Origin of the sequence: Pseudomonas sp. W5-36 (genome assembly GCF_046540455.1) — a bacterium.
Taxonomy (GTDB): domain Bacteria; phylum Pseudomonadota; class Gammaproteobacteria; order Pseudomonadales; family Pseudomonadaceae; genus Aquipseudomonas; species Aquipseudomonas graminis_B.
Genome location: NZ_JAXCIQ010000029.1, coordinates 46,361 through 62,724 on the forward strand (window position 1 = coordinate 46,361; position 16,364 = coordinate 62,724).

Annotated in this window: 16 protein-coding genes; 7 read left to right on the forward strand and 9 right to left on the reverse strand. The window is 63.5% G+C overall.

Annotated elements, in window-relative coordinates:
• Positions 1-37: 37 nt before the first annotated feature.
• The 3 genes from SLW74_RS26690 (at position 38) to SLW74_RS26700 (ending at position 3,185) form a co-directional block, all read left to right on the forward strand.
• Positions 38-940, forward strand: a complete 903-nt coding sequence (locus tag SLW74_RS26690) for a LysR family transcriptional regulator (protein WP_410930630.1) — start codon at positions 38-40, stop codon at positions 938-940.
• A 132-nt stretch (positions 941-1,072) separates the two neighbouring features.
• Positions 1,073-2,089: a zinc-dependent alcohol dehydrogenase family protein gene (locus SLW74_RS26695; protein ID WP_410930631.1), complete on the forward strand. Its 1,017-nt coding sequence runs from the start codon at positions 1,073-1,075 to the stop codon at positions 2,087-2,089.
• Between the two features lie 157 nt (positions 2,090-2,246).
• On the forward strand, positions 2,247-3,185 hold the full coding sequence (locus tag SLW74_RS26700; RefSeq protein WP_410930632.1) for a hypothetical protein: 939 nt from the start codon (positions 2,247-2,249) through the stop codon (positions 3,183-3,185).
• Here SLW74_RS26700 and SLW74_RS26705 read toward each other — a convergent pair whose 3' ends face one another.
• From SLW74_RS26705 to SLW74_RS26715, 3 genes are all read right to left on the reverse strand, one after another.
• Positions 3,186-3,503 (reverse strand): hypothetical protein, encoded by a 318-nt coding sequence (locus tag SLW74_RS26705; protein ID WP_065986329.1) that lies wholly within the window; start codon positions 3,501-3,503, stop codon positions 3,186-3,188.
• Positions 3,504-3,770: 267 nt separating this feature from the next.
• Positions 3,771-4,208 (reverse strand): DoxX family protein, encoded by a 438-nt coding sequence (locus SLW74_RS26710; protein WP_410930633.1) that lies wholly within the window; start codon positions 4,206-4,208, stop codon positions 3,771-3,773.
• Positions 4,209-4,309: 101 nt separating this feature from the next.
• Positions 4,310-5,713 carry a transglycosylase SLT domain-containing protein gene (locus SLW74_RS26715; RefSeq protein WP_410930634.1) on the reverse strand — a complete coding sequence of 468 codons (1,404 nt, stop codon included), beginning with the start codon at positions 5,711-5,713 and terminating at the stop codon, positions 4,310-4,312.
• Positions 5,714-5,910: 197 nt separating this feature from the next.
• On the opposite strand from SLW74_RS26715, the gene SLW74_RS26720 reads away from it, so the two are divergent.
• The 3 genes from SLW74_RS26720 (at position 5,911) to SLW74_RS26730 (ending at position 8,744) form a co-directional block, all read left to right on the forward strand.
• Positions 5,911-6,735: a TatD family hydrolase gene (locus tag SLW74_RS26720; RefSeq protein WP_410930635.1), complete on the forward strand. Its 825-nt coding sequence runs from the start codon at positions 5,911-5,913 to the stop codon at positions 6,733-6,735.
• A gap of 166 nt (positions 6,736-6,901) precedes the next feature.
• The gene (locus tag SLW74_RS26725; protein ID WP_410930636.1) at positions 6,902-8,380 is read left to right on the forward strand and encodes a methyl-accepting chemotaxis protein; all 1,479 of its coding nucleotides are present in this window, start codon (positions 6,902-6,904) and stop codon (positions 8,378-8,380) included.
• A 142-nt stretch (positions 8,381-8,522) separates the two neighbouring features.
• On the forward strand, positions 8,523-8,744 hold the full coding sequence (locus SLW74_RS26730; RefSeq protein ID WP_065986324.1) for a hypothetical protein: 222 nt from the start codon (positions 8,523-8,525) through the stop codon (positions 8,742-8,744).
• Positions 8,745-8,819: 75 nt separating this feature from the next.
• Here the strand turns inward: SLW74_RS26730 and SLW74_RS26735 are convergent, their stop codons facing one another.
• From SLW74_RS26735 to SLW74_RS26760, 6 genes are all read right to left on the reverse strand, one after another.
• Positions 8,820-9,614, reverse strand: coding sequence for an acyl-CoA thioesterase (locus tag SLW74_RS26735; RefSeq protein ID WP_065986323.1), 795 nt, complete (start codon positions 9,612-9,614; stop codon positions 8,820-8,822).
• Positions 9,615-9,745: 131 nt separating this feature from the next.
• Positions 9,746-10,516 (reverse strand): CHAD domain-containing protein, encoded by a 771-nt coding sequence (locus SLW74_RS26740; RefSeq protein ID WP_410930640.1) that lies wholly within the window; start codon positions 10,514-10,516, stop codon positions 9,746-9,748.
• A gap of 45 nt (positions 10,517-10,561) precedes the next feature.
• Positions 10,562-12,562, reverse strand: coding sequence for a DUF3488 and DUF4129 domain-containing transglutaminase family protein (locus SLW74_RS26745; protein ID WP_410930637.1), 2,001 nt, complete (start codon positions 12,560-12,562; stop codon positions 10,562-10,564).
• 25 nt (positions 12,563-12,587) lie between these two features.
• Positions 12,588-13,571, reverse strand: coding sequence for a DUF58 domain-containing protein (locus SLW74_RS26750; protein ID WP_296311358.1), 984 nt, complete (start codon positions 13,569-13,571; stop codon positions 12,588-12,590).
• Positions 13,541-14,458, reverse strand: a complete 918-nt coding sequence (locus SLW74_RS26755) for an AAA family ATPase (RefSeq protein WP_410930638.1) — start codon at positions 14,456-14,458, stop codon at positions 13,541-13,543. The genes SLW74_RS26750 and SLW74_RS26755 overlap by 31 nt, the downstream gene beginning before the upstream one ends.
• A 263-nt stretch (positions 14,459-14,721) precedes the next feature.
• Positions 14,722-15,000, reverse strand: coding sequence for a hypothetical protein (locus tag SLW74_RS26760; protein WP_062381160.1), 279 nt, complete (start codon positions 14,998-15,000; stop codon positions 14,722-14,724).
• Between the two features lie 172 nt (positions 15,001-15,172).
• Between SLW74_RS26760 and SLW74_RS26765 the strand changes: the two genes are divergently transcribed.
• Positions 15,173-16,234 (forward strand): patatin-like phospholipase family protein, encoded by a 1,062-nt coding sequence (locus SLW74_RS26765; protein WP_192136005.1) that lies wholly within the window; start codon positions 15,173-15,175, stop codon positions 16,232-16,234.
• The last annotated feature ends 130 nt before the right edge of the window (positions 16,235-16,364 follow it).

Here is a 16,364-nt window from a genome sequence, read left to right on the forward strand (position 1 = left end):
TCGCCATCCTTCAGTGACTTTAAAGCAGGGCTTGATAATGGACGTGTTTCTGGCGATGACGGTGTTCGTCAAAGTGGTGGAAGGCGGCAGCATGACCGCGGCCGCGCGCCAGTGCGAAATGTCGACGACCATGGTCGGCAACCACCTCAAAGCCCTGGAGCAACGCTTGGGTGTGAGCCTGTTGCAGCGCACCACGCGCCGGCAAAACCTCACTGAATTCGGCCTGGAATACTACCGGCGTTGCGTCGAAGTGCTGGGGCTGGTCAACGACTCCGAGCGCATGGCTGAACAGGCGCAGACTGAGCCCAGCGGCACCTTGCGCGTCACCGCCCCGCCGGCCTTCGGCGCCGAGCGCCTGGCGCCGCTGCTCAGCGAGTTCGTCCAGCGCTACCCGCAGATCAAGGCCGAGGTGGTGCTCAGCAATCAGACCATGGACCTGATCGAGCACGGCTTCGACGCCGCCATCCGCCTCGGCACCCCCGAATCATCGGCGTTGATCACCCGGCCACTCCAGGACTACACCCTGACCATCTGCGCGGCCCCCGCCTACTTGAAACGTCGGGGTACCCCGAAAACCGCCGACGACCTGCGTGACCACGATTGCCTGGCGTTCGCCTACCCGGCCGGTGACGACTGGCGTGCCGCCGAAAAACTGTGGCGCCTGACCGGCCCCGACGGCGTGATGGAAGTGCCGGTGTCGGGCTCGATGATCGTCAACAGCACGCCGGCGCTGCGCCAGGCCGTGCTCGCCGGGATGGGCGTGTCGATGCTGCCTGACGTGCTCATCAGCGAGGACCTGGCCAGCGGAAAGCTCGTGCCGTTGCTGCAGGATTACCAGCCGCCCAGCCGCACGCTGTGGCTGATGTACCCCCAGGACCGCTACCGCCTGCCCAAGGTGCGGCAGTTCGTCGAGCACGCGTTGCGCGCCTGGGGCAAATAAGCGCTCACGCCAGAGACGTCCTCAACGCGAATTGATAGCAGGCATGTCGGCTATCGACCGACAGAAATAGTGCCCCGTTGCCCCCATCGATACAGTCGTCGCAACACTCAACGACAGGCATCGAGGTTGACAATGTCACGGGCCATCAAATTTCATCGCTTCGGCAAAGCCGATGTGCTCTGTTGCGAGGAGCAGCCTGACCGGTCCCCCGGCCCACAGGAAGTGCTGGTGCGTGCCGAAGCCATCGGCATCAGCTGGGACGACGTGTTGTGGCGGCAGAACCTGTCACTGGCACCGGTGCAACTGCCAGCCGGGCTGGGCAGCGAAATGGCCGGCGTCGTCGAAGCCGTGGGCGCTGGCGTGACCGACCTGAAGGTGGGCGACCACGTGGCGAGCTTCAAAGCCATGAGCGTCAACCAGTACCCGGTGTGTGGCGACCACGTGATGGTGCCGCGCAACGCGCTGACCCGATACCCGGACGCACTGACACCGGTGGAAGCCAGCGTTCACTTCACGCCGATGCTGCTGGCCTGGTTTGCCTTCGTCGAGCTGACCAACGTGCAACCCGGCCAGACCGTTCTGGTCACCGACGCGACCTACAGCCCCGGAATTGCCTTCGTGCAGTTGGGCAAAGCGTTGGGGCTACGGGTCATTGCCGCGACGCCCCACGCGGAGGACCGTGAATACCTGCTGGCGAACGGCGCCCATCGGGTGATCGTCACCGACGAGGACGACATCTGCCTGCGCATCGAGTCGCTGACCCACGGCCACGGCATCGAAGCAGTGTTCGACGGACTGGGCGGCATGCAGATGTCGATGCTGGGCGACGTGTTGGCGCCCCGCGGCGACCTGGTGCTGTACGGCCTGCGCGGCGGCAACAAGACACCCTTCCCGGCGCAGCAGGCGTTTCGCAAGAACATGCGCTTCCACGTGCACTGCCTGGAAAATTTCACCGGCAAGCCGGAGCTGGGCATCGAGCAGAACGGCCCTGCACTGCAACGGGCACTGGACGCCATCAACGAACTGACCGCCAAAGGCCTGCTCAAGCCGGACATTCACCGCGCCTGGCCGTTCGAGCAGTTCGGCAAGGCCCACAACCACCTCGACGAGCACCCGGTGCGCGGCCGCGTGGTCCTGAAAGTCAGATAAGCACACGCCGCCGTTCACATCGGGTAACAGACCTGAAGAACTGCCTTGGTTGACGTCGGAGACGCGACGGCCACACTCCAGAAAAGGACTTTCCGAGCGAATGACCGCTCACCCCGCTCCGCCCGCGGAGCTCCATCACACGTCAAGGAATGACTGTATGCCCCTCAACTCATCCGCTGCATCCCGCCCGCCCCATGTCGACTGGATGGCGCAAACGGCTGAACTCGGCCGCTTGCGCATCGACCAACTCATCCTGCCCGGCGCCCACAATTCCGGCAGTGACAAGCTGTCCCCCAACTTCGCCGTACCCCAGGAGATGGCCCAGGACGTCGCGCCCCTGGAACAACTGCGCCAGGGGGTGCGCGCGCTGGATTTGCGCGTGGCGTTTTATTCAAAGTACGAAAAGGGTGACCCGCGGCGTTTTCAGCTGTTTCACCTGACCTCGTCGGGGCGCACGGTCGCCGGGGATATTCTGGCGTGCGTCCAGGGCTTTTTTGAAGAACTGGAGCAGAACGGCTCCCCGGCGCGTGAAATCGTTGTGCTGGATTTCCACCAGTTCAAGGATTTCACCGAACTGACCCATCGGGAATTTCAGGGCCTGCTCAGCTCAACCCTGGGCACTAGGACAGTGCCGCGCACCCTGCGCCAACTCACCCTGGAAGACATCTGGAACGATCACCCGGGCAAGAACGTGGTGCTGGCCTACAACCGGAATTCGGGTGACGAGCTGCTGTGGCCCGGGGTCAAGCAACGCTGGCCCGGGGCGAACCTGTTCAACACCAACACCCTGAAGGCGTTCATCAACGAAGTCGCGGTGGAGTACAAACCCGAGTTCAGCCTGACCGCCATCCAGTGCGCCAAGTATTCGCTGCCGCTGCACGCACCCAGTGACCTGAGCCGGAAGATCGATCAGTGGTTCGAATCGACGGACGAGAACAGCTTCATTCAGAATTTCTACATCATCAACACCGACTGGACCCTGCGCAGCGCCTTGATCGCTCAGTGCCGTCACGCCAATGGTGTGCGTGCCCGCTTCACTGTGCGCCATCCCGATCTACCGCTGCAGCCCAAGCGGCGAGCCGTCAGCGTCGGGTGATCAGCAGCGGGTGATCAGACCCTGGCGGGCGACGCGGATCAGCTGGTGAATCACCGCCTCCGCGCGCTCGGCCGTGGGCGCCTGGATGACCGCCAGATCAAACTGATCGTTGCTGAAGCGCTCGAGGGCGTCGTGGGTTTCGATGAATTGAATGAGGAAAGCGTGGGGGCCGCCCTGGCGACGCGGCCAGCCGTCGAGGTAACGCAGCAGCGTCGGCTGATGGGCACCGCCCAGAAGGATTTGCGGATTGCGACGATTGAACTGGCTGGCGATGGGCGCCAGACGAACGAGGGGACGCGGGTGGGAATGACTGCTCATAGTGTCGTTTTCTCTGCCTCATTGATCCGCTGGGCAGCGGTGAGAGGCAACACCGAACCAGCGCTTTAGCGGAATTTCGATGACGATTGACCGTCACCCGGCGCCCCGCAAGTAGCTGTTTAAATCGGCGCATGGACGGCATCCTAGAGAAGCGGCGTGGGCATTGTCAATCAGCGGCTCCTGTCGTTTGTTGGCTGAACCGAACGCAAAAAAAATCCCGGCGTCGCCAGAGGCCGGGATTGGGTTGCCAGGAAGCTGGCCGGGGAATCAGCGACGTGCGATCAATCGGTCAAGCGAAAGGCGGCCGGCGCCTTCGAAGAGCACCGCCACAGCGCCGGCGATCAACGCCAGGCCGAACTCATAACCGTTGTTGGCCATGAACAAGCCGTTGTGGATGTGCACCGTGAGGATCGCCACCACCAGCATCACGATCACCACCAACGCCGCAGGCCGTGCCAGCAGGCCAAGGAACAGCGCCAGACCCCCGAAGAATTCTGCGCTGCCGGACATCAACGCCATCAGGTAGCCAGGGTTCAGGCCCAGGCTCGCCATGTACTGGCCGGTGCCTTCAAGGCCATAGCCGCCGAACAGGCCGAACAGCTTCTGGCTACCGTGGGCCATGAGAATGATACCGATTAGGACCCGCAGGGCGGTGATGCCGAAACCGGCGTGGGTGTTGAAGATCGATTTGAGTTGAGCATTCATGGCGGGCATTCCGAGGGATGTGAGAATGGCGCCATCTTAATCGGTTCTACAAATATGAGAATCGCAAAATACGCGCCATACCTATCGAACTATTAGATCTTTCAGCGCGTCGCCGGACGCTCCAGTGAACTGCGGACCTGATCAAATGCGAGGTAGTACTTGTTGACGCTGTTGACGTAACTCACGACGTTCTTGCCGCCCTGCTCCATCGCCACGCGCTCGACCTGAAAAAACCACTGGTTCGGGTTAAGCCCCTGGCGCTTCGCTTCCGCGCGCATGGCCTGCACCCGCTCCGGGCCGAGGTTGTAGGCGGCCAGGGTGAAGGCCATGCGCTCGCGCTCGTTGATTTTCGGGCTGGCGAAAAACTTGCGCCGCAGCAGCGCCATGTATTTGCTCGCCGCCTGCACGTTGCCGTCGAGGTCATGAATATTGTCGACGCCGACGCGCTGGGCGGCCGACGGCGTAATCTGCAGCAGGCCCGTTGCGCCGCTGCCGCCCTTGGCAACCGGGTTGAGGGAAGATTCCTTGAACGCCACGGCGGCGAGGTCCAGCCAGTCCATCTTCTGTTTGTCGGCATGCAGTTGCAGCGTGGGGCGGAGTTTTTCCAGGCGCTGACGGTCTTCGCGGGCCAGCGGATTGTGGATCTGGTAGCGGTCCTTGTAGGCGGTCTGGAAGGCAGCGTCCTGATTGCGCGGCGGTTCGTAGGTTTGCAAGAAACGGTCAACGGCGCCGCGCAACACCACGGCGTCCTTGCGCACAAACCAGTTCATGTCGCCCGGATCGCTCAAGGCCGCAGCGCGGTCGATGCGCAGTTTCGGCATCACTTTGGCCCAGCGCTCGGCGATCGGTTGCTCGACCACGGTCAGGTGATAAACCCCGGCCTGGACCATTTCCAGCACGTCTTCCACCGCCAGGCTCGGGTCGACCCACTCGATCTTCACCGGCGGCAACTTGCGCAGGGCCAGTTTCTGGTTGAGCTGAAGAATGGCTTCATCGGCGGCGCTGCCGCTGGTCAGCATCAGTGTGCGGCCGGAAAGTTGTTCCGGGTGTCGGAGCCCGCGCTCACCCTTGACGCCGACCACCACCAGCGGCACCTGGGCCACCACCGGTTCAGACGCGTCAACGTAATGCGCGGCGCTGGCGTCGAGCAGTTCGCCCGGCGCAACCATGTCACCTTCGCCCCGCTGCAGCGCGGCAAGCAATTGATCCTTGGCTTTGGGAATGAGTTTGAGGGAGATTTTCTGACCGTCGCGGGCATGGCTGTTGAGGTAGGTTTCGAACGCCTGCAAGCGACGGCACTCGACGCCCACGGGCTCACCCTGAACTTCAGCGGAGCTGTTACGGCTCTGATTGACCAGCACCCGCAGGACTTTGCCGCTGCGGATTGCCGGCAGGTCGCGCACCTGATTCTTCTTGATCACCACGGGCGGGCCGGCGGGTCGCGGCGACGCATGGCCGGGCACGGCCATGACGCACATCAGGGAAAACAGGGACGCTCGGATCATTGACGCTCCGACGAAAGGCCGAAAAAGACGGGCTTGAAGTCTGCGTCGCGCAGCTGACAGGCTCGCGGCGTGCATCGCGGCGTGCGTCAACAAAACGGGATCACAGGGTTCGGGTATTCCAAGCAGTTGAGCCTGCTTGTTTTTTATCGCTTCAATCGCTCTGTTATTCTTCTCGGCCTCTGGCCTGAGGTAGCACCATGCAACTAATAGACATTGGCGTCAACTTGACCAACCCCAGCTTCGCCGCCCGCGAACGCGAGGTGGTGGAGCGCGCGTACGCCGCCGGCGTCGGTCAGTTGATCCTCACCGGCACCGACGTCGAGGGCAGCGAAAACGCCCTTGTGTTGTCGCGCCAGCTTGATGAAAGCGCCGAGCGATTGTTCAGCACTGCCGGCATTCATCCGCACTCGGCAAGCGCCTGGACGGGCGAAACCGAAAACCAGCTCAGGGCGCTGCTGCGTGAAAAAACGGTCTGCGCCGTGGGTGAATGCGGGCTGGATTTCAATCGCGACTTCTCCCCTCGCCCGCAGCAGGAAAAGGTCCTGGAAGCGCATCTGGCATTGGCTGTCGAGTTGCAGCTGCCGGTGTTTCTCCATGAGCGCGACGCCGACGAGCGCCTGCTCGCCATTTTGCGGGACTACCGCGACCAGCTCCCGGCGGCGGTGGTGCATTGCTTCACCGGGGAAAAACGCGCGCTGTTCAACTATCTGGACCTGGACCTGCACATCGGCATCACCGGCTGGATCTGCGACGAACGCAGGGGCACGCACTTGCACCCGCTGGTCCGCGAAATTCCGCGCGGCCGCCTGATGCTGGAAAGCGACGCGCCCTACCTGCTGCCCCGCACCTTGCGCCCCAAGCCGAAGAACGGCCGCAACGAACCGGCCTATCTGCCCGAGGTTCTTCGCGAAGTGGCGCTGCATCGAGACGAGAGCCCGGAGGATGTCGCGGCCCACACCACTGATTGCGCACGGGCGTTTTTTGCGTTGCCGGTGGTGGAAGCTGCCACTCAAGCGTCGTAACAGTCGCAACAGTCGCCGGCATGTTTCGCAGGTCGAAGTTGCAGGCGCGCCGTCTGACGTGTCATCCCATAAACACCCATTGACCCAGATCAACGCTTCGCGTCTTCAAAGGGCACAAAATGATGGCACCTTGCCTTATCTCGTGCACCCACAGAAGACTTCCACCATGGCCCGCTGGCTGAGCAATGTTTCGCTGAAATACAAGTTCTGGGCGGTCAACGCCGTTGCGTTTTTCACCACGCTGTTGCTGGTGCTTTATGCTCTGCAGCTGGAACAACAAACCCGCGCCAACGACGCCAGGGCCGCCGTGCAGGCCGAAGCGCAGTTGTTGAGCGCCTGGCCCGCCGGGCAACCACTGCCAGCGGCGGCCCACCGTTTGACGTATCCAGCGGGACAGGTGCCGGTGTTCAACGGTCAGCCCCTGCCCTCCCTGAGCACGGTCACCGGCTGGGCCGACCTGAAGGCCGAAACAGACGGTACGCCTCTGATCGGCGCCTATGTCATCCAGCGCGGTGATCAACGCATCGCTGTGCTCGCCGCTGCGCCACACCTGCTGCAACTGGTGGGCGAGCGCTTTGTCCAGTACGCGGTCGCGGTGTTCATTCTGATGCTCGCCATGCTCGGCGCGTCGCAACTGCTGATCCGCTTTCTGCTGACCCACCTCAACACCCTCAAAGACGTAATGCTGCATGTTGAACGCAGCGGCGACCTCTCGGCGCGCGTGCCACTCGCCGGTGAAGATGAAGTCGGGCAGATGGCCAAGGCCTTCAACGCCATGCAGGCCGGTTATCAACGCATCGTCACCACCGTGGCCCACTCCGCCGCCCGCCTGGATGCAGGCGCGGGCCAACTGGCGTCGGGCATGAGCGAGGTGCGCCAGGGCATGCTCGGCCAGCAGAGCGAGACCGACCAAGTGGCAACGGCCATCAATGAAATGACCGCCACCGTCCACCACATCGCTCAACACGCCGGCGCCACCCGTGATCAATCCCGGAACGCTGATAAGCTCGCGGGCACCGGCAAAGCCGTGGTTGATCGCGTAGAGACGTCCATCGCCGGACTGTCCAGCGGGGTGCAACAGACGGCCGGGATGATCCAGCGGCTGGCCGAGGACAGTCAGAAAATCAATGGTGTGGTGAACGTGATTCACAGCATCGCCGAACAGACCAATCTGCTCGCCCTCAACGCCGCCATCGAAGCGGCCCGCGCTGGCGAGATGGGACGCGGCTTCGCGGTGGTGGCCGACGAGGTGCGGCATCTGGCGCGTCGGGTGCAGACGTCCACCGACGAGATCACCACCATGGTCTGCACCCTGCAGGCGGGCACCCGCGATGCGGTGGATTTCATGCAGGAGAGCTCGCACAAGGCCGACGACTGCGTGCAGCGCGCGCGGGAAGCTGGTCAGGCGCTGACGGCGATCACTGAAGCGGTGGCGCAGATGCGCGAGAGCAACACTCAGATTGCGGTGGCCGCGCAACAACAGAGCCAGGTGGCCGAAGAAATGAACCGCGCCGTGGTGAGCATCCGCGACGTGACCGAGCGCACCGTCCGGCAGACCGTGGACTCGGCCGGCACCAGCGATGAGCTGGCGACACTGGCGGGCGCCTTGAACACCGCCATCGGACAGCTGAAATTACAGGGCTGATTGCCTCGCGCGGCTGCGATTACTCAGAGGCATGCTGCCTATCAAGCTGATAGCAATCCTCGATTCGCCGAAGTAAAACGCCGGGCCTATTCTCACCTCAATCGAAAACACTTCTTGTTAATGTTTCACCGAGGTAAGCGTCATGCCCAAGTTCATTACGGATCTCCACATCGGCGAATTCTTCCACCCATCGCGCAAGGAAGGCCTGCCGTCCCATGTCGTGCTGTCGTCCCTGGCGTTTCCGCTGGCCATCGTCTCCGGGCTGTTGCTGCTCGACGGCGCGTTCAACGGCAGCCTGACCTCCGCCGCCATCGGCGTGCTGGGTCTGGTCGCTGCCCAAGCCATCAAAGCCCGAGGCCAATGAGGCCTCAGGCGTTTGACAGGTTCATAAATGCATCAGGTGAGCACGTGTCACTAAACTCGCGGCATGCACGACTGATCAGCCGAAAACCGTCACCGTCTGGCGACTGATCGCCACCAACTCCCCTTTCGGCGTCCACAACGCCGCCGCGGTATGACCGTAGCCATCGCGGGCATGCTCGATCACCGCTCGGTACTGCGTCCAGTCATGGGTGGTCATGGCGGGCAACGGCTGCACAAACTCGATTGTCCACGTCAACGAGCTCCCCGGTGCCGGCTTGTTCAGGTGCGGCAGCACCGCAGGCGGCCAGGTGTCGACCAGTGCCAGCAGGTGCGCTTCGGTCAAGGGTTCCTCTTCCACGTCACGCAACCGCGCGTAACCGCCAATCGCACCGGACGGCGTATTGGAAAACGGCAGGCCACCCAGCGCCCAGCGCAGGTCAATAAAGCGCAGGTATTCCGGCATCACCCCTGACACAAACGGAAACGGCTGGATCTCGTCCACCGGTGTGAACACCGGCGCTGGCTCGGCCTGCACCGAAATCATCGACTCGCGGGGGGCGCCGAAGCTGCCCTGAATCAGGGTCATGACCTCGCCGTTCTGCATCGCCCGCCCCAACACCTGGCTAACGGCCTTGCCCTCGCGGAGGATCTCCACGTCAAACGAGATCGGCGTGTCGATGGCCGGCGGGGCCACAAAACAGATCGCCAGCGACCGCACCGGCCGCTCGGCAGAGACCTTCGCGCGCATCGCTTCATACATCAAAGCGGCCATCAGCCCGCCGAAGCAGGCACGCCCCTGGGCCCATGAGGCGGGGATGCTGACGGATTCGGGACGGGTGCGGACGGCGTCGAGCAGCTCGGAGAATTTCATGGACGTTCCAGGGTGGCAGGCGGGATGTGCAAATGGTAGCGAGGCAGCCGCCGCAGGACAGGGTTTATAAACGCCAATCCTGCGGACCAGACGGTTAAAAGGCTGCGCTGGACAATCCTGCGCAAGGGCCCTTAGCGCGAGGAATGCTTACCAAAGCAAGCCTTGTACAAGCGTTCCAGCACCTGGTCAGACTTTTGCTCGGCACGATGAATGCCCAATTCCCACCCGGCCACGCAAGGCGAAAGATCGGCCTGATGCCGCGCCTGCTCCAGCCATTGCAGGTGATCGTGCCAGTCGCCCAGGGCGCCCTGGGCCGCTTTCAACCGGCGCTCCATGTTCTTCGGCTGATGACTGAGTTCAGGGTAAGCCTCACCGGCGTAACGCACACGCTTGATCAACAGCCGCAGGCGATGGCGGTCGTGGGCAGGGTCGCCCATGGCTTCGCGCAGTTGCTTCCACTGTTTGTCCAGGCGCTTTTCGATGCGCTGGCGCAATTTCTCGAGCAGGCCGTGGCGTTCCTGGGTGCGCAGCAGGGCTGGCAATTGGTCCAGCACGCCGAACAGCCGATTGAGCTCCGCCGAACTGGCCACTTTCGGGCACGCGGTTTTCAGGTATTGATCGCGCTTGGCCGCGGCCTGGGGCAGACCCTGTTCCTCGAGGAACGCCGCCAGTACCTGCATGTCGCGCAACGGCGTGGTCAGCGCACCGACCTCCTTCGCCGCCCCTTCCACTTGATCCAGCCCTGGCAGACCGCGCAGCGGCCGCAAGACACTGCGCAGGCGGCGGACGTTGGTGCGCAGGTCGTGCAGCGCTTCGCTGTCGGTGGAGACTTCCAACCGCGCGTGGCAGGCAAGCAGTTTGATGTTAAGGCCGATAATCTCGGCGACCAGGTGATCGACCATCGCTGACATGAAACACTCCTTGGTTGAAGATGAATGTCTGATGACTTACGGCCGCTTGTCCCTCACAGCGGACAAACGCCACGGCAGGCTGCGGCGCAGGGATTTCAGGTGCTGGCGCAGGGTACCGACCGAGCCGTCCGCCCCGGCATAGCGCTGGGCTTCAAATTCGTCGACGAAATCCCTGATCGCCCCGGCGTGCGCCGGCAGTTGCGCGGCAGCACGTTGGGAGAAGGCCTGAGCACCCTCACCCGGCTGACGTTTAAGACCCTGCCGGCCGAGCAGACGTTCGAAATGGTTGAACAGGCGCAGCTGCGAATCGCTTTCGCGCCGCCACGGCTTGAACAGCCACAGCGCCAGCAGCCCGAGAATAACCGCCGCACCGCCGGCGAACACCGGTGCCTGAAACCCCGAAAACCAGCGGCCGAGCACTTGCAGTTGCTGCTGCCCCTGATAGCCCAGCACCCAGCGTTGCCAGCCGTAATTGAGGTTGTCCCAGCCCATGCGAATCGAATTGACCCAGGCCAGGTGCCGATAGCGCAGCGGGGACATTGGCGAATCGCCGAGAAAGTCTTCGTCCGCCGCCAGCGCCTGTTCAAGCCCCTGCTCGACCCGGGCAGGCGCCACCGCTGCGGTGGGATCAACGCTGCGCCAGCCCACGTTCGGTTGCCAGTATTCGACCCAGGCGTGGGCGTCGAACTGGCGCACGGTCAGGTAGTTGCCGTCCGGGTTCAACTCGCCGCCCTGATAACCAGCGACCACCCGCGCCGGCACGCCTGCCGCGCGCAACGCGAAAGTCATGGCCCCGGCGTAATGGGCGCAGAAACCGGCGCGGCTGCCGAACAGAAAGTCATCGATGCTGTTGGCGCCCAGCGCGGGGGGCTTGAGGGTGTAGCGGAACGGCTGCGAGGTGAAGTACGACAACAGCGCGTCCACCACGGCGTCGGTGCCGGGATGGCGCCGATGCAGGTCCGCTGCCCACTCGCGCACTTGGGGATTGCCTTTGGCCGGCAGTTGCAGGGCCTGCACGCGGGCGCCGTCGCTAAGCACGGTCTCGCGCACCGCGTCAGGCCAGGATTCGGCGTTGTAGAGCATCGATTGCTCGACCGGTCGCCGCCGCTGCCAGCGGAAATCGCTCATCTGGCGCACGCCGGCCAGATCGGTCTGGCCCACGTCGAGGGTCATCAGCCACGGTTTGCCGGTCGGCTCCAGTACCACGCTGTAGCTGACCCGCTCGCCTTCCCGGCGCCACAGCGGCGCGTCCGGCACTTGCGCCCGGGAAGACTGCGACCAGCGTCTGCCGTCGAACTGCTCCAGGGTCAGCGCGCGCCAGTACAGCTGATTGCGCGGCGGCAGCGGGCCGTCAAAACTTGCGCGAAACACCAGCTCGGCGGACTTGCTCAGCTCGGCGATGTCCCCCGGCGCCATGCTGTCGGACAGCCCGGTCAGCGCCTTGTTGCTCGGTTGCGGCAGCGACCACAGCGGATCGAGACGGGGAAAGAACAGAAACAGCAGGATCATCAGCGGCACGGCCTGCAGCAGCAATTTGGCCGACAGCCTGAGCGTGGCGGCAGGCTTCCCGGAAATGCCGGACTGTTGCAGGCCGATCAACGCCGCCAGCAGCGTGGTGATCGGCAGCAGGGTAAACAGGCCCCAGAGCAGCGAGTCTTCGAACAGGTAACCGACCGCGATGCAGAAGAAGCCGAGGAAGATCAACACCAGCGCATCACGCCGATTCTGCATTTCCAGCATCTTCAGAATGAACGCGGCGATCAGCAGCGCCGCCCCCGCATCCAGGCCGATCAAGCTGCCCCGCGCCAGGTAAATGCCCCCGGCGGTGCCGACCAGCAGTCCCGACTTGATCCAGGTGCCGGGCATACGCACGCGCATGCGGAAGATCTGGATGCGCCATAACGAGCAGACCAGCCACAACACGATCAACGCCACCGGCACATGCAAGGCGAATGGCACGATCACCAGCGCCTGAGCGATCAGCAACCAGTTGAGGCTGACCCGCGGAATCGGTTTCGCCAGGCTTGAGGACGTCATCGCGCAGCACTCTTTATCGGCCCCGTCATGCCCGCACCCCGTACAGCGCCAACTGGCGCAAACAGGCTTCGCGGTGGGCGTCGCCGCTGTCCACGGCCGAGATGAAACCGGGCAGGCGCAGCGCGAAGGGTTGCTGACGCTGGGACAATTCCAGCACCCAGTAGCACAGGCGCGACAGCCGCTCCTCGATGTCACCGCCCAAGGCCATGAAGTCCAGACACAGGTCGTGACCGCTGAGGTCGCTGAACTCCTTGACCATGAGCCCCTGCCCCCGCGACCAGGCTTTCCAGTGCATGCGCCGCATCGAGTCGCCCGGCTGCCACAGGCGCAGGCCCTGATAGTCATCGACGCCGGGGCCCGTCGTCGCGTGGCCGTCGTCCTCGGCATGGGGTTGCACGCCTTGCAGCAGCGGCATGGTTCCGACCACTGGTTGCGGGTAGATCAGCACGGTCTGTTCCAGGTCCAGCCAGCTCCAGGCGCGAAAAATCCCCAGCGGAAACACACTCTCCACACGCAAACGCGGGGCCCGCATCCAGCCGCGCTTGAGCGCCGGCAGGGTCAGGCCGACTTCGACCAGGCGCTCGGCCTCGACGTCGGTCTGCTCCAGTTGTTCGCTGTCCCAACCCAGGGCAATCGCCTGATGTCCATGGCCGGTGCTTTCCAGACGAAGGCGCAGTTGCACCGGTTCGCCGACGAATACCGAACGCGCATGACCGCCGCTCAGCACCAGTCCGCTGATGTTGCGGTAGGTGTGCAGAATGGCGAGCACGCCCACTGACAGCATCAGGAATGTCAGGCCGTAGGCGAGGCTGTTCTGGTAGTTGATCGACACCAGCAACAGCAGAAATAGAATGAGCGCGTAAGTGCCGCCGACCCGGGTCGGCAGGATGAAGATTCGGCGGTGATCCAGTTCGACCCGCGACGCCGGGGGGATTCGACGCCCCACCCAGCGCTGCCAGACCGGTTTGAAGCGTTCGATCACAGCACCGGCACCTCGCGCAGTAGCCACTGGACCAGCGCGCCGCCGCCGTGCCCGGTCGGGTCAGTGCGCTCGCGCAGGCGGTGGCTGATGACGGCAGGCAGAATCGCCTGCACGTCTTCGGGAATCACGTAATCGCGCCCGGCGAGCAGCGCCCAGGCCCGCGCCGCCGAGAGAATCGCCAGGCTCGCGCGGGGTGACAGGCCGTAGGCAAATTGCGGCTGGCTGCGCGTGGCATCGACCAGCCGCAGCACATAATCGACCAAGGCGTCGCTGGCCCGCACCTGCCGCGCCTGCTGCTGAAGCAACGCGAGCTCGGCGTGGTCCAGCAATGGCTCGATGCGCGGCAGCAGATCGCGACGGGACTCGCCCAGCAGCAGGGCCTTCTCCGCCGACCGCGCGGGATAGCCCAGGGACAGGCGCATGAGGAAGCGGTCCAGTTGCGATTCCGGCAGGGCGAAGGTGCCGCCCTGGCTGAACGGGTTCTGGGTGGCGATGACAAAAAACGGATCGGGCAGCATACGGGTCGCGCCCTCGATGGTGACCTGGCCCTCTTCCATCGCCTCCAGCAGTGCGCTCTGGCTTTTGGGCGTCGCGCGGTTGATTTCGTCGGCCAGCACCAGCTCGGCGAAGATTGGCCCGGGGTGAAAGGTGAATTGCCCGGTGTCGCGATCAAAAACCGACGTGCCGAGGATGTCGCCCGGCAGCAGATCGGAGGTGAATTGAATGCGTTGATAGCTCAGGCCAAGCACCCGCGCGAGGGTGTGGCTGAGGGTGGTTTTGCCCATGCCGGGCAAGTCTTCGATCAACAAGTGCCCGCCGCCCAGCAGGCAGGTCAGCGCCAGGCGGACCTGCGGTTCCTTGCCCAGCACCACTTCATTGATCGCGTTGAGACACGCATCCAGTTTTCTGCCCATCGGAAGGCCTCCCCAGGCGACTGCTCATGGCTAATAGGACTGCAAACGATGCCAGACGTGCAGCCACTGTAAGGTCAGCGTAGGCGTTTTCGCTAGAGCGGGAGGGAGGGATTCATCAGGGTGGAGCGAAACAGGACTGTAGGAGTGAGCTTGCTCGCGATCCGCGTTATCTCAGTCAGCTAGATGGCGACTGACAGCAGGCTTCGCGAGCAAGCTCACTCCTACAGGGAGACCGCTTAATGGCTGCGGACTTTGGAACGATCTCAGCGACCCGCGCGGGACTCACGGATGTAGAAACGGGCTTTCTCGGCTTTCTCGGAGCAACCTTCGAAGGCTTCGAACTGCTGCTGGGTCTTGGCCCCGGTCAGCAGCGACAGGGCCTTAGAGTAGCTGACCGTGCCAGCGAACCCTTCCGCCTTGGCCAGATCCAGCTCGTGCCAGGCCGCGTCAAGGTTGGTGGCGCAGCTGTCGCGGTAGGCCGTTTTGCCGGCGCAACCGGTGAGAACCAACGCCAACAGGGGCAGGCAGATCCAGGCTTTCATGGGTGTTACCTCAACTAAGGAAATCGACGATGCGGCTTTGACGGTGCGGCGATGCAAAAGTGCCACGCCGGGGCGATGCACAATACCCGTTTCGCGCGGTTGGCGTTACGCTGGTGTGTGATGAATCGGCCGCCTTGCGCGCCGCCTGAACGCTGACAGTGGGAAACCGCACATGAATAAACGCATCGCGCTGGTTCTGGGCTCCGGGGGCGCACGGGGTTATGCGCACATCGGTGTCATCGAAGAGCTCGAACACCGCGGCTATGACATCGCCTGCATCGCCGGCTGTTCCATGGGCGCGGTGATCGGCGGGATCTACGCGGCAGGCAAGCTCCCCGAGTACAAGGCGTGGATCGAAAGCCTGGATTACCTGGACGTGTTACGGCTGGTGGACGTGAGTTTCCGGCTGGGGGCGATTCGCGGCGAGAAGGTGTTCGGCAAGATTCGCGACATCGTCGGCGAGATCAACATCGAGGACCTGCCCATCCCCTACACCGCCGTGGCCACCGACCTCACCAACCAGCAGGAGATCTGGTTTCAGGAAGGCAACCTGCATTCGGCAATGCGCGCCTCGGCGGCGATCCCCAGCCTGTTCACCCCGGTGGTCCAGGGCAATCGCACGCTGGTCGATGGCGGCCTGCTGAACCCGTTGCCGATTGTGCCGGTGGTGTCGAGCCATTGCGATTTGATCGTCGCGGTCAACCTCAACTCCACGACCCAGAAGCATTACACGTTGCCGGTGATCGAGCGCCCGCCCGCGGTGAAGAAGCGTTTCGACGGCCTGATGACGTCCATCGGCTCGCACCTGCCGTTCCGCCGCAGGCTGGACCTGACCGGCGAGGATGGTTTGCGTCTGGCGCAGCAACGGCTGAAACCCAGCGCCGCCGTGCTGACGGGCAATCCGTGGCTGATGGCTGACATTGAATCCGCCGACCCCCAGGGCCAGCAACCCTCCGCCGCGCCCACCCAGGCCGGGGCGCCGAGATCGGCCAGCGGCTCGATCATCATCGACAACGTCGGCCCCGCCTCGCTGCTGGATTTGATCAACCAGAGCTTCGAGGTGATGCAGACCTCCCTGGCGCAATACAAAATCGCCGGCTACCCGCCCGACATCCTGATCAACGTGCCGAAACGCGTGTGCCGGTTCTTCGAATTCTACAAAGCCCCGGAGCTGATCGCGCTCGGGCGGCAGATCGCCAGAGAAACGCTGGATCGGTATGAGCAGGAGCATTAAAGGCGTGGCTTCCGACGCTTTCCCGGCTAAAGCCGGTCCTATGTATGGACTCGCCCCCACATTCAACCTGCTTTTCGAACACTGCTACCCGGTTGCATCTATGTATAAGGCCTGTTCGAGGAAGCATCAT

Coding starts and splice junctions, on each gene's coding strand:
- SLW74_RS26705 (WP_065986329.1), bottom strand. CDS start 3,503: ATGAGCAGTCATTCCCACCCGCGTCCCCTCGTTCGTCTGGCGCCCATC.
- SLW74_RS26745 (WP_410930637.1), bottom strand. CDS start 12,562: ATGACGTCCTCAAGCCTGGCGAAACCGATTCCGCGGGTCAGCCTCAAC.
- SLW74_RS26730 (WP_065986324.1), top strand. CDS start 8,523: ATGCCCAAGTTCATTACGGATCTCCACATCGGCGAATTCTTCCACCCA.
- SLW74_RS26720 (WP_410930635.1), top strand. CDS start 5,911: ATGCAACTAATAGACATTGGCGTCAACTTGACCAACCCCAGCTTCGCC.
- SLW74_RS26725 (WP_410930636.1), top strand. CDS start 6,902: ATGGCCCGCTGGCTGAGCAATGTTTCGCTGAAATACAAGTTCTGGGCG.
- SLW74_RS26760 (WP_062381160.1), bottom strand. CDS start 15,000: ATGAAAGCCTGGATCTGCCTGCCCCTGTTGGCGTTGGTTCTCACCGGT.
- SLW74_RS26740 (WP_410930640.1), bottom strand. CDS start 10,516: ATGGTCGATCACCTGGTCGCCGAGATTATCGGCCTTAACATCAAACTG.
- SLW74_RS26690 (WP_410930630.1), top strand. CDS start 38: ATGGACGTGTTTCTGGCGATGACGGTGTTCGTCAAAGTGGTGGAAGGC.
- SLW74_RS26715 (WP_410930634.1), bottom strand. CDS start 5,713: ATGATCCGAGCGTCCCTGTTTTCCCTGATGTGCGTCATGGCCGTGCCC.
- SLW74_RS26735 (WP_065986323.1), bottom strand. CDS start 9,614: ATGAAATTCTCCGAGCTGCTCGACGCCGTCCGCACCCGTCCCGAATCC.
- SLW74_RS26695 (WP_410930631.1), top strand. CDS start 1,073: ATGTCACGGGCCATCAAATTTCATCGCTTCGGCAAAGCCGATGTGCTC.
- SLW74_RS26710 (WP_410930633.1), bottom strand. CDS start 4,208: ATGAATGCTCAACTCAAATCGATCTTCAACACCCACGCCGGTTTCGGC.
- SLW74_RS26755 (WP_410930638.1), bottom strand. CDS start 14,458: ATGGGCAGAAAACTGGATGCGTGTCTCAACGCGATCAATGAAGTGGTG.
- SLW74_RS26765 (WP_192136005.1), top strand. CDS start 15,173: ATGAATAAACGCATCGCGCTGGTTCTGGGCTCCGGGGGCGCACGGGGT.
- SLW74_RS26700 (WP_410930632.1), top strand. CDS start 2,247: ATGCCCCTCAACTCATCCGCTGCATCCCGCCCGCCCCATGTCGACTGG.